The 13,258-nt window shown below is 42.9% G+C and carries 6 protein-coding genes, 4 tRNA genes and 3 rRNA genes; 11 read left to right on the top strand and 2 right to left on the bottom strand.

The window, feature by feature from the left end; genetic code table 11:
- Positions 1 to 42: 42 nt before the first annotated feature.
- Positions 43 to 801, bottom strand: coding sequence for a polysaccharide deacetylase family sporulation protein PdaB (gene pdaB / locus NSQ77_RS09165; RefSeq protein ID WP_339230470.1), 759 nt, complete (start codon positions 799 to 801; stop codon positions 43 to 45).
- Between the two features lie 409 nt (positions 802 to 1,210).
- Between pdaB and NSQ77_RS09160 the strand changes: the two genes are divergently transcribed.
- The 11 genes from NSQ77_RS09160 to NSQ77_RS09110 all read left to right on the top strand — a co-directional run bounded on the left by NSQ77_RS09160 (position 1,211) and on the right by NSQ77_RS09110 (position 12,276).
- Positions 1,211 to 1,432, top strand: coding sequence for a hypothetical protein (locus NSQ77_RS09160; RefSeq protein ID WP_339230468.1), 222 nt, complete (start codon positions 1,211 to 1,213; stop codon positions 1,430 to 1,432).
- Positions 1,433 to 1,836: 404 nt separating this feature from the next.
- A 16S ribosomal RNA gene (locus NSQ77_RS09155) occupies positions 1,837 to 3,400 on the top strand.
- A 160-nt stretch (positions 3,401 to 3,560) separates the two neighbouring features.
- Positions 3,561 to 3,637 (top strand) — tRNA-Ile (locus NSQ77_RS09150).
- A gap of 23 nt (positions 3,638 to 3,660) precedes the next feature.
- Positions 3,661 to 3,733: transfer RNA gene (locus NSQ77_RS09145), tRNA-Ala, on the top strand.
- Positions 3,734 to 3,829: 96 nt separating this feature from the next.
- Positions 3,830 to 6,751: ribosomal RNA gene (locus tag NSQ77_RS09140) — 23S ribosomal RNA — on the top strand.
- Between the two features lie 76 nt (positions 6,752 to 6,827).
- Positions 6,828 to 6,943: ribosomal RNA gene (gene rrf, locus NSQ77_RS09135) — 5S ribosomal RNA — on the top strand.
- Together the 16S, 23S and 5S rRNA genes with 4 tRNA genes alongside form the textbook arrangement of a ribosomal RNA operon.
- A gap of 38 nt (positions 6,944 to 6,981) precedes the next feature.
- Positions 6,982 to 7,056 (top strand) — tRNA-Asn (locus tag NSQ77_RS09130).
- A 3-nt stretch (positions 7,057 to 7,059) separates the two neighbouring features.
- Positions 7,060 to 7,132, top strand: a tRNA-Thr gene (locus tag NSQ77_RS09125).
- Between the two features lie 128 nt (positions 7,133 to 7,260).
- Positions 7,261 to 9,285 carry a catalase gene (locus tag NSQ77_RS09120; RefSeq protein WP_339230466.1) on the top strand — a complete coding sequence of 675 codons (2,025 nt, stop codon included), beginning with the start codon at positions 7,261 to 7,263 and terminating at the stop codon, positions 9,283 to 9,285.
- Positions 9,286 to 9,760: 475 nt separating this feature from the next.
- Positions 9,761 to 11,833 (top strand): methyl-accepting chemotaxis protein, encoded by a 2,073-nt coding sequence (locus NSQ77_RS09115; protein WP_339230464.1) that lies wholly within the window; start codon positions 9,761 to 9,763, stop codon positions 11,831 to 11,833.
- A 248-nt stretch (positions 11,834 to 12,081) separates the two neighbouring features.
- Positions 12,082 to 12,276, top strand: coding sequence for a hypothetical protein (locus NSQ77_RS09110; protein WP_339230462.1), 195 nt, complete (start codon positions 12,082 to 12,084; stop codon positions 12,274 to 12,276).
- A gap of 259 nt (positions 12,277 to 12,535) precedes the next feature.
- Here NSQ77_RS09110 and NSQ77_RS09105 read toward each other — a convergent pair whose 3' ends face one another.
- Entirely contained in the window at positions 12,536 to 13,159 is a 624-nt protein-coding gene (locus NSQ77_RS09105) for a TetR/AcrR family transcriptional regulator (RefSeq protein ID WP_339230976.1), read from the bottom strand.
- Positions 13,160 to 13,258 lie beyond the last annotated feature (99 nt).

Here is a 13,258-nt window from a genome sequence, read left to right as displayed (position 1 = left end):
CCTCTGATGGAAATTTAGTCAGAGGTTTTTTTAGAACTTATTTTATTCAACGGGATTTGTTTCAGCGTGTGCTTGGTTGATTAACTCTGAAATTGTTACGGGCTGGAACCCTTTGTTTTTTAATCCAGGTAAAATCGTCTTTAGAGCCTCTGCTGTCTGCTTAGCTGCATCGGAAGCGTGGAATAAGATAATATCACCATTGCTAGTGTCTTTCATTACCTGATCAACAATTACAGAAGTTCCAGGATTTTCCCAATCATTCGGATTAATATTCCAATGAATCACATCGAAATCCAGACTTTCCGCAAGCTCGATAACTTCTTCATTGAAATGTCCACTTGGTGTTCGCAAAAGGTTAACATCCTCATATCCAAGCTTTTTGAAAATATCACGAGCATACAGTAGATCCTTCCTTACTTGTTCAATATCTTGATCCAGATAGCTTTTATATCGATATCCCATCATTCCTAACTCATGGTCACCTTCTGAAATCTGCTCCAGTATTTTCGGATGACGTTCAGCCCATTCCCCGCTGACAAAAAATGTTGCTTGTACATTTTCATCTTTGAGCTGTTCCAAGATATCCAACGCTCTTTCTTCACCCCAGCTAATATTAAAGGTTAATGCAATAGCTGGTTCATCCGTGTTTCCCTTTGAAAGTGCAGTTGGTTTCTCATTCGAAAAAACAGAAATAACAGCATCCCTTTGTGTCCATATAAGTAAAGATGTAAAGAGGGCAAGTGCAATAATAATAACCCAGCCTTTTCGTCGTCTTAAGCCAATAACGTAAAAATGATTCATAACTTCTCCTCCCGTTTCTCCATTACTATTACTATTTATGTTTATGAGCATGAAGGAGAAATATGAACAAGCCTATCCGATTTATAATGAAGTCGATATAATGAAGAATTTAGCAAAAACAGGGATGAAAATAGTGGAAATCGGGGAATAGTAAGATTAGGCTAATACTGTGTGCACTTGGTGTGAGTTCGGGAAATACTATCCTGCTATATGGGAAGATAACCGAACAACCGACAAAATTCACTCCATGAAACGAATGATTGTGATGTACCTTTTCTGAATTTTTTCTGACCGGGTATATAGAGGACTGAAATAAATAGTGCATTTAAAGATGATACAGCTTTTAGAAACTGTTAAAAGTAACGGATAGGGCTGTCTAGATAGTAGATAAGGTTATGAGGTGAATGAAATGTTAGGCTTATTGATTAATGAAATGGAACAAAAAGAAATTGAATATCTATTAAAAAGAGAGCTTGAAGAGTTACTTTTAGATCTGGGTGACAGTAGAATTGATCATATGGTTAAGCGAGCAATGAGGGAAAGATACCGCAGCCTTTTTCAATTACTTCGTCGTGTAGCCAGTGACCAGGAATGTATGAAATATATGCCGAAGCGACAAGAGAATCAGTAAGTAGGAGAACTCCTCATCATGAAGTATAAGGAACATGTGAGGAGTTTTTATTATTGTGATGAAATGAATTTAGCTTAAGGGTCTAGATATAGATAGAAGATATAGATTAATCATAATTATTATTTTTTAAATTTTCCTATTGCCCAATTGTTTTTATTATGCTATATTAAATTCTGTTGTCGCTTGATAAAACATTTTCTGCGAAACGAAAAAAGTTTTTGTAAAAACGTGTTGACAACAAATTGATACCATGTTATATTATATTTCGTCGCAAAAAACGACATTATAATAAATTGATCTTTGAAAACTGAACAAAACAACCAGTATGTCAAGAAAAAGGAAACTCGTTTTTCTTTTTAAAACAAGTAGAAGTCAGCTTCTACAACAGCTAAGTATTACAAACTTTTTTGGAGAGTTTGATCTTGGCTCAGGACGAACGCTGGCGGCGTGCCTAATACATGCAAGTCGAGCGCAGGAAGCAAACTGACCCTCATCTGAGGTGATGTTTGTGGAATGAGCGGCGGACGGGTGAGTAACACGTGGGCAACCTGCCTGTAAGATCGGGATAACTCGCGGAAACGTGAGCTAATACCGGATAATACTTTTCATCTCATGGTGAGAAGATAAAAGACGGTTTCGGCTGTCACTTACAGATGGGCCCGCGGCGCATTAGCTAGTTGGTGGGGTAACGGCTCACCAAGGCGACGATGCGTAGCCGACCTGAGAGGGTGATCGGCCACACTGGGACTGAGACACGGCCCAGACTCCTACGGGAGGCAGCAGTAGGGAATCTTCCGCAATGGACGAAAGTCTGACGGAGCAACGCCGCGTGAGTGATGAAGGTTTTCGGATCGTAAAACTCTGTTGTTAGGGAAGAACAAGTTGGGTAGTAACTGACCCAGCCTTGACGGTACCTAACCAGAAAGCCACGGCTAACTACGTGCCAGCAGCCGCGGTAATACGTAGGTGGCAAGCGTTGTCCGGAATTATTGGGCGTAAAGCGCTCGCAGGCGGTCTTTTAAGTCTGATGTGAAAGCCCACGGCTTAACCGTGGAGGGTCATTGGAAACTGGAGGACTTGAGTACAGAAGAGGAGAGTGGAATTCCACGTGTAGCGGTGAAATGCGTAGAGATGTGGAGGAACACCAGTGGCGAAGGCGACTCTCTGGTCTGTAACTGACGCTGAGGAGCGAAAGCGTGGGTAGCGAACAGGATTAGATACCCTGGTAGTCCACGCCGTAAACGATGAGTGCTAGGTGTTAGGGGGTTTCCGCCCCTTAGTGCTGAAGTTAACGCATTAAGCACTCCGCCTGGGGAGTACGGCCGCAAGGCTGAAACTCAAAAGAATTGACGGGGGCCCGCACAAGCGGTGGAGCATGTGGTTTAATTCGAAGCAACGCGAAGAACCTTACCAGGTCTTGACATCCTCTGACAACTCTAGAGATAGAGCTTTCCCTTCGGGGACAGAGTGACAGGTGGTGCATGGTTGTCGTCAGCTCGTGTCGTGAGATGTTGGGTTAAGTCCCGCAACGAGCGCAACCCTTGATCTTAGTTGCCAGCATTTAGTTGGGCACTCTAAGGTGACTGCCGGTGACAAACCGGAGGAAGGTGGGGATGACGTCAAATCATCATGCCCCTTATGACCTGGGCTACACACGTGCTACAATGGATGGAACAAAGGGAAGCGAACCCGCGAGGTCAAGCCAATCCCATAAAACCATTCTCAGTTCGGATTGTAGGCTGCAACTCGCCTACATGAAGCCGGAATCGCTAGTAATCGCGGATCAGCATGCCGCGGTGAATACGTTCCCGGGCCTTGTACACACCGCCCGTCACACCACGAGAGTTGGTAACACCCGAAGTCGGTGAGGTAACCTTTTGGAGCCAGCCGCCGAAGGTGGGACTAATGATTGGGGTGAAGTCGTAACAAGGTAGCCGTATCGGAAGGTGCGGCTGGATCACCTCCTTTCTAAGGATTATTACGGAACCCTACGGGTTAAGGAAGGCCGATTAAGATCGCCACGTCCTGTGGCAATATCGGCATGACCTACATCCTGTAGGCCCGACATACTGTGTTGTTTGGTTCAGTTTTGAGAGATCAATTTCTTTCACTTATACTTAAAATAGATGGGCCTGTAGCTCAGCTGGTTAGAGCGCACGCCTGATAAGCGTGAGGTCGGTGGTTCGAGTCCACTCAGGCCCACCATCTATTAAAATATTTTATATTACGGGGCCTTAGCTCAGCTGGGAGAGCGCCTGCCTTGCACGCAGGAGGTCAGCGGTTCGATCCCGCTAGGCTCCATTTTTGTACCTTGAAAACTAAATAAGAGTAACAACGACATCAATATTTTTAATGTAAAGCAAGGCTAATAATTAGTACGCTTATTTACTGTAACTTAGTTAAGTGAATAAGGGCGCACGGTGGATGCCTTGGCACTAGGAGCCGATGAAGGACGGGACTAACACCGATATGCCTCGGGGAGTTGTAAGTAAACTTTGATCCGGGGATTTCCGAATGGGGGAACCCACTGTTCGTAATGGAACAGTACATGCATCTGAATACATAGGGTGCATGAGGTAGACCCGGGGAACTGAAACATCTCAGTACCCGGAGGAAGAGAAAGAAAAATCGATTTCCTGAGTAGCGGCGAGCGAAACGGAAAGAGCCCAAACCAGAAAGCTTGCTTTCTGGGGTTGTAGGACATTCCATTGGAGTTACCAAGGAATTCTTTAAACGAATCGACCTGGAACGGTCAGCCAAAGAAGGTAAGAGCCCTGTAATTGAAAAGGAATTCTCTCCGGAGTGTATCCTGAGTACGGCGGAACACGTGAAATTCCGTCGGAATCCGGGAGGACCATCTCCCAAGGCTAAATACTCCCTAGTGACCGATAGTGAACCAGTACCGTGAGGGAAAGGTGAAAAGCACCCCGGGAGGGGAGTGAAATAGAACCTGAAACCGTGTGCCTACAAGTAGTCGAAGCCCGTTAATGGGTAACGGCGTACCTTTTGTAGAATGGACCGGCGAGTTACGATCGTATGCAAGGTTAAGTGGAAGACACGGAGCCGCAGCGAAAGCGAGTCTGAATAGGGCGAATGAGTATGCGGTCGTAGACCCGAAACCGTGTGATCTACCCATGTCCAGGGTGAAGGTCAGGTAACACTGACTGGAGGCCCGAACCCACGTATGTTGAAAAATGCGGGGATGAGGTGTGGGTAGGGGTGAAATGCCAATCGAACACGGAGATAGCTGGTTCTCTCCGAAATAGCTTTAGGGCTAGCCTCAAGAAATAGAGTACTGGAGGTAGAGCACTGATTGGACTAGGGGCCCTCACCGGGTTACCGAATTCAGTCAAACTCCGAATGCCAGTTACTTTTACTTGGGAGTCAGACTATGGGTGATAAGGTTCATAGTCGAAAGGGAAACAGCCCAGACCGCCAGCTAAGGTCCCAAAGTATACGTTAAGTGGAAAAGGATGTGGAGTTGCCCAGACAACCAGGATGTTGGCTTAGAAGCAGCCATCATTTAAAGAGTGCGTAATAGCTCACTGGTCGAGTGACTCTGCGCCGAAAATGTACCGGGGCTAAACGTATCACCGAAGCTGCGGATTGTTCTTACGAACAATGGTAGGAGAGCGTTCTAAGTGCTGTGAAGTCAGACCGTGAGGACTGGTGGAGCGCTTAGAAGTGAGAATGCCGGTATGAGTAGCGAAAAAAGAGTGAGAATCTCTTTCACCGAATGCCTAAGGTTTCCTGAGGAAGGCTCGTCCTCTCAGGGTTAGTCGGGACCTAAGCCGAGGCCGAAAGGCGTAGGCGATGGACAACAGGTAGATATTCCTGTACCACCTCATGATTGTTTGAGCGATGGGGGGACGCAGAAGGATAAGGAATGCGCACTGATGGATAGGTGCGCCCAAGCAGTGAGAAAGTCAGATAGGCAAATCCGTCTGGCAATTTCAAGCTGTGATGGGGAGGGAAACTCTAGTACCGAAGTTCCTGATTTCACACTGCCAAGAAAAGCCTCTAGTTAGATCATAGGTGCCCGTACCGCAAACCGACACAGGTAGGCGAGGAGAGAATCCTAAGGTGAGCGGGAGAACTCTCGTTAAGGAACTCGGCAAAATGACCCCGTAACTTCGGGAGAAGGGGTGCTCCTTTATGGAGGAGCCGCAGTGAATAGGCCCAAGCGACTGTTTAGCAAAAACACAGGTCTCTGCGAAGCCGAAAGGCGAAGTATAGGGGCTGACACCTGCCCGGTGCTGGAAGGTTAAGGGGAAGGGTTAGGGCTTTTAGCCCGAAGCTTTGAACCGAAGCCCCAGTAAACGGCGGCCGTAACTATAACGGTCCTAAGGTAGCGAAATTCCTTGTCGGGTAAGTTCCGACCCGCACGAAAGGTGCAACGACTTGGGCACTGTCTCAACGAGAGACCCGGTGAAATTATACTATGCGTGAAGATGCGCATTACCCGCGACAGGACGGAAAGACCCCGTGGAGCTTTACTGTAGCCTGATATTGAATGTCTGTGCAGCTTGTACAGGATAGGTGGGAGCCTTGGACTCGTGAGCGCTAGCTTACGGTGAGGCATCCGTGGGATACCACCCTGGCTGTATGGACATTCTAACCCAGGACCGTGATCCGGTTCGGAGACAGTGTCAGGCGGGCAGTTTGACTGGGGCGGTCGCCTCCCAAAAGGTAACGGAGGCGCCCAAAGGTTCCCTCAGAATGGTTGGAAATCATTCGAAGAGTGTAAAGGCAGAAGGGAGCTTGACTGCGAGACCTACAAGTCGAGCAGGGACGAAAGTCGGGCTTAGTGATCCGGTGGTTCCGCATGGAAGGGCCATCGCTCAACGGATAAAAGCTACCCCGGGGATAACAGGCTTATCTCCCCCAAGAGTTCACATCGACGGGGAGGTTTGGCACCTCGATGTCGGCTCATCGCATCCTGGGGCTGTAGTCGGTCCCAAGGGTTGGGCTGTTCGCCCATTAAAGCGGTACGCGAGCTGGGTTCAGAACGTCGTGAGACAGTTCGGTCCCTATCCGTCGTGGGCGTTGGAAGTTTGAGAGGAGCTGTCCTTAGTACGAGAGGACCGGGATGGACACACCGCTGGTGTACCAGTTGTTCCGCCAGGAGCATTGCTGGGTAGCTACGTGTGGAAAGGATAAGTGCTGAAAGCATCTAAGCATGAAGCCCCCCTCAAGATGAGACTTCCCATCACTTCGAGTGAGTAAGATCCCTCAGAGACGATGAGGTTGATAGGTTCGGTGTGGAAGCGTGGCGACACGTGGAGCTTACGGATACTAATCGATCGAGGACTTAACTAACTTCTTTATTTGATGTCTGGTTTACTCTTATTTAGTTTTTAAGGTATAAATAATGTTATACCTTATTATGAAGTTGTCTGGTAGCAATAGCGAGGAGGCCACACCTGTTCCCATACCGAACACAGAAGTTAAGCTCTTCAGCGCCGATGGTAGTTGGGACTTTGTCCCTGCAAGAGTAGGACGCCGCCAGGCTGCTTTTTTCATATCCTGAATTTTTTACATAAGACTATTCCACAGTAGCTCAGTGGTAGAGCAATCGGCTGTTAACCGATCGGTCGTAGGTTCGAATCCTACCTGTGGAGCCAATTGCTTCCATAGCTCAGCAGGTAGAGCACTTCCATGGTAAGGAAGGGGTCGCAGGTTCAAATCCTGTTGGAAGCTTATTGATCAAAATAAGATAGCACTATTCCTAAATGATTAGGAATAGTGCTTTTTTTCTTGGAAAAATTTAAATAGTATCCGTTTATTTTAAAACACAAGGGGAAGAGAACGAGTAAAGGAGGAGAATTATGAGCAAAGAAAAGGGTAATGAAAAGCATCAACAGCTTGATCAGTTCCGGGTAAAAGATGAAGGTGAAGCACTGACAACCAATCAAGGGTTGAAAATGTCGGAAGATGAGTTTTCATTGAAAGCAGGAGAGCGAGGACCTACATTATTAGAGGATTTTCATTTTCGTGAAAAAATGACTCACTTTGACCACGAACGGATTCCTGAACGTGTCGTTCACGCAAGAGGGTTTGCAGCACATGGTGAATTTGAAGTCTATGAATCACTAGCTCCTTATACAAAGGCTAAATTCTTAAATGATCCCGGAAAGAAAACTCCAGTATTTGTTCGTTTTTCTACAGTCGCAGGTTCTCGCGGATCTGGAGATTTAGCACGTGATGTACGCGGGTTTGCGACAAAATTCTATACGGAAGAAGGAAATTATGATTTGGTAGGAAATAATATGCCTGTTTTCTTTATTCAGGATGGTATTAAATTTCCAGACTTTATCCATGCAGTTAAACCAGAACCTCATAACGAAATCCCACAGGCCCAGTCAGCCCACGATACATTTTGGGACTTTGTGGCGAATAATCAGGAAACTGCACATATGGTTATGTGGCATATGTCGGATCGTGCTATTCCAAGAAGCTTCCGGATGATGGAAGGGTTTGGCGTACATACTTATCGCTTAGTCAATGAAAAAGGACAAGCCTTCTTTGTTAAATTCCACTGGAAACCAGTGCTTGGTGTACATTCTGTTGTGTGGGATGAAGCTCAAAAGCTAAGCGGCAAGGATCCAGATTTTCATCGCCGTGATTTATATGAAGCAATTGAAAATGGCGATTATCCTGTCTTTGAGCTTGGCGTGCAAATAATTAATGAAGAAGATGAATTTAAATTCGATTTTGATATACTGGATGCTACGAAGCTTTGGCCAGAAGAGGAGGTACCCGTCCAAATTGTCGGCAAAATGACGCTGAATCAAAATGTGGATAATTACTTTGCTGAAACGGAGCAAGTCGCTTTTCATCCTGGCCATGTAGTTCCTGGAATCGACTTTAGTAATGATCCGCTTTTACAGACGCGCCTTTTCTCTTATACGGATACACAGCTGATTCGTCTTGGAGGGCCGAATTTCCATGAACTTCCGATTAATAGGTCGGTTCCCGAGGTCCACAACAACCAGCGTGATGGCTATGGGCGCCAAACAATCAATACAAGTTATGTGAGCTACCATAAAAATTCTCTTGCCCAAAATACACCACAACCGGTTAGTGAGGGTGAGGGAGGATACAGCCATTACCAGGAAAAGGTCGAAGGCCGTAAAGTCCGTGCACGCAGTGAAAACTTTAAAGATCATTTTTCTCAAGCCATTTTATTTTGGAATAGCATGAGCGATGTCGAAAAACAGCATATTATTAATGCATTCAGTTTTGAACTTGGAAAATGTAAGGAAGTATCTGTACGTAAGCAAGTTATAGAAATGTTCTCGAATGTCAGTCATGAGCTGGTAACCGCAATTGCAGAAAATCTTGGCTTGCCAGTTCCGGCGAAGAAGGAAATAACGTATACAAAGTCTTCACCAGCCCTAAGCCAAGAGAACACTGTGAAGAAGACAGATACACGGAAGGTAGCTGTCATTGCAGCGGACGATTATCCTGAGGATTTATCTGCAATGTTGGATAAATTAAAGGAAGCTGGCATAAACGCCGAGGTTGTAAGTGATCATCAGGGTACTATCCAAGGTAGTGACAATACAGAACTTCCAGTTGACCATACATTGATGACCGCTGACTCTGTTTTATTCGATGCTGTCCTGATTACAAACCAAAATGGCAAAACACCATTATTCAGTTTTGAAGCACCTTACTTTATCAAGGAAGCTCTTCTGCATTATAAACCAATCGGTGCCATAAAAGATGGAGCAGCTATCCTGGAGGATTTGGAAATTTCCGGTCAGAGTGGTATTGTCATTGATAACAGTCAGCAATTTATAGAAGCAATACGTATGGCTAGATTCTGGGATCGAGACGGCAAAAATTAAAAATAAAATATGAATTGATAGTAATGCCCCATATACGATTCTACATATCATGTATGGGGCATTTTATCTTTTTCTTCGAGAATTTCTGCCATCTCTATAAATACTCCTCTGGAAAATCCGACTACAATATGATCTAATTAGCGAAATAAAATTGATAATATAAAAATGTAGTTCTTAAGTACCAATAAAGTTAACTAATGGTATAATTGGATTAGATATTATCAAATGGAGAATTAATGTGGAAATACATAGATTATCCAATTGGGTATCAGATATGATTACGGAACAAATAAATTAGCAATCTAAAAAGAGCTTTACTTTAAATTAGTAAATATCTAAGAAGTAGAGTTCCTTTCATGATGAAATTCAATAAGGGTATGGATATTAAATTTGAACTATGCGAAGCACCGAAACTATTACCGGGTCATATCTCAACGAGCAGCATCAGCAAAATACAAGAAAGAAGGAATTTATAGTGGGGGCAAAGGAAAAGAAAAAAAGATCGATAGGATTTAATTGGGTGCGCCAAAACATATCAACAAAAGTAGCTGCAGCACTTTTTATAGCGATATTTATCGTATTTTCTGCAACGGGGTTTTTAATACACATGTATACAAAGACATTATTAGTTGAAAATGTTGAAACTGATTTATCGACTAAAAGTGATGCAATCGCTTCGCAGGTGGATAGCATGTTCAAGGAAAAAACAACGATTGTGCGACAAATGGTTACAAATCAGGAGATTGGCAGATACTTGAATACAACTGATTCCAGAGACGAAGCTTTAGAAAATGATTATTATGAAGGAGTATTGCAGTCGCTTAATGAAGTTGTTGAGATAGATGATTCGATTGCAATGGCATGGGTTGCCAGCAATAAATCTAATTTTTTAATCGGCAGTAATGATGTTTTATCTGATTCTAGCTTTGATATAGCAAGCAGACCTTGGTATGAAGCTGCTATAGCAGAGGATGATGTTTATTTCACGGAACCGTACATGGATGAGGTCTTTGGAAAAATGATCTTAAGTGCAATGAAGCCAATTAAGGAAAATGGCGATACAGTCGGTATTGTTGCAATTGATATATTTATGGATCAGTTACCAGAGTTTATGCAATCTTATAAAATGGGTGAGAGCGGATATTCCTTCTTAATATCCAGCGACGGAACGGTATTATATCATCCGGATGAAACATTAATCCTTGAAGAACAGCTGCAATCTATGTCTGGTGAATTAGGGAATATAGGCAATAAAATGATCGCAGGCGAGACAGGTCTTCAATTAGCCCAAATAGATGATAGTTTAGAATATATTGGGTATTCACCAGTACATACAACAGGCTGGTCTATTGGTACAGCCTTACCAGAAGAAGAAGCTTTAAGCGAACTTGAGACGTTTACATTGATGATGATCTTGTTTTTTAGCATTGCCTGTTTAATTCTTGTTGTAGTAGTAATTGTTCTCTTAAAACATATGTTAAAAGATATACCTCAAATTACTAAGGTTATGAAGAATTTAGAATTAGGTGATTTAAGGAAAACAGAACTGCAAGCTAAGTCAGATGATGAAATAGGTCAATTGGTAAGCTCTACAAATAAGACGAATGAAACACTGCGAGAACTTGTAATGAAAATAAAAAATGTATCTGAAACGGTCAGCAGTAAAAGTGAGGAATTAACGCAGTCTGCAAATGATGTGAAGACTGGATCTGAACAAGTGGCAACTACAATGCAAGAGCTAGCGTCTGGTTCAGAGTCACAAGCAAATACAACAAGTGACCTTTCTTTCTTGATGGCAACTTTCAGAACAGATACGGATCAAGCATATACAAACAGCAATCAGGTGTATGAATCTTCTAATCAGATATTAAATCATACCAATGAAGGCAGAAACTTAATGGAAAAATCAACGGAACAAATGGAAACGATTGATAGCATTATTTATGATTCTGTTCAGAAAGTAGAAAACTTAGATTCACAATCTCAGAAAATCTCAGATCTAGTTTCTGTTATTAAAGATATCGCTGATCAGACGAATTTATTAGCTCTGAATGCCGCAATTGAGGCTGCCCGTGCTGGAGAAAGCGGAAAAGGCTTTGCAGTTGTTGCGGATGAGGTCAGAAAGCTTGCCGAACAAGTTGGATCATCCGTAACGGGGATTACAGATATCGTCGAAAATATTCAGAGGGAAACAAGTCAGGTTACGAACTCTTTACGTGATGGATATAAAGAAGTTCAACAAGGAACAAGCCAAATAAAGGTAACGAGACATACATTCCAAACGATAAGTACATCCGTTAAGCAAATGGTCAATGATATTAAAACGATTTCTGATAAGTTATCTGCTATCTCTGATACGAGTGAAAACATGAATACTTCTATCCAGGAAATTGCAGCAATATCTGAAGAATCTGCGGCAGGTGTTGAGCAAACCTCGGCATCTTCGCAACAGATTAGCAGTTCAATGGAAGAAGTTGCACTAAGTTCAGACGAACTCGCTAAATTAGCCGAGGAATTGAATGAATTGATACAGCATTTTAGGAGCTAAAGAGATTATAAGATGAGCCCAAATAAATGGCTTTACATGAAAAAACAACACTATTTTCCTTTAAGAATAGCGTTGTTTTTTCATGCTCCGTGGTATGGCGTAGTCATACTATTCCCATCCCAGCAGTAGTTGGAAGTGGTTTATCGGATTAGATAAAGAAGAGGCTGTGCAAGTAATGTGTAACGATAACTTCTGCAGGGATTGGATATATTTCATGGACTGCTGGTGCTGTCATTGCGGCTCTTGCATTGAATAGTACAATTGATACTTTAATAACAGGTAATAGTGGAGCCCAATTCCCATTAGAAATACGACAGTTTGTTTATTTAGCTGAAGAGCCTACTATGACCTATGGTGGCTATGCAATCATTGAAGTTTACAACGCAGATACAGGCGATTATGTACGGTCAGAAAGAGTAGATATTGCTAAGAATGATATATAATAAAAAAGGTAGACAAGATACAGTTCTTGGAGGATGGGTTCATTTGTTTCTTTGATTAAGAAGATACAATTGTAATGTTGTAAGTTTTTGTTCTTCCTCTCTCCTGTATGTTTGTTTACCAGTTTCGCATAGTTATAGCGGTGCATAAATGTTGAGATTACCATAATCCACTGGAAGTCGTTTGTCATTAAAAAATTGCTATCAACTTGTTGAAGAAGTTAATAGCAATTTTTTATATACGATCCTATCGATGACGTTGCTAGCTTTGATTAGCCAATCCATCCCAATAAAAGTCTACAATCTGATTTACTAAATCATCCAGCGATGTGAATGAATTTTTAAATGCACTATTCATATTGTTTCCGGTTGTCACCATGGATACAAATAGAAGAGCACCTAAGCGTGGATTGCTCCCGGGAATTTCTCCCTTGTCCATTGCTTTTTTTAATGCATGTTCCAACTCGTCATACATTTTTTGCTCCGCTTCCTGCATCAATTGCAGCTGCTCCTCTGATAAAGAAGTCTTTGCTTCCTTCATAAATGAATTAATATCAATATCCACTGTCGCTTGTAAATGGCCTTTGGCAAACTGAAATAACTGCTTTTTCAATGGCTCATCGGTTGAAAGAATTGCTACAATTCGCTCTTGAATGCGAGTCATTAATTGAACCATCGCATCCGTGAAAAGGTCTGCCTTTGTTTTGTAATAGTAATAAACTGTTGCTTTTGTGACATCACATTGTTGGGCAACATCGTCCATGGATACTAATGGATAACCTTTTTCTAAAAACATAGCGGTTGCGATATGTAAGATCGTATCCTTCGTTGATGTTCCATCCTGTTCTTTACGAGGTCTACCTAATGTTCGATGTTTGCGTTGCATCATGAATCCCACTCCAAATTCTTTAAACTACTGTCCTTATTATACCATAATTTAAATAAGACTTGATTAATTAACCGACTAGTATATATAATTACAAGG

Source organism: Oceanobacillus sp. FSL K6-2867 (assembly GCF_037963145.1).
In the GTDB taxonomy this organism is placed as follows: domain Bacteria; phylum Bacillota; class Bacilli; order Bacillales; family Amphibacillaceae; genus Oceanobacillus.
This window is presented reverse-complemented; position numbering and strand designations above follow the sequence as displayed.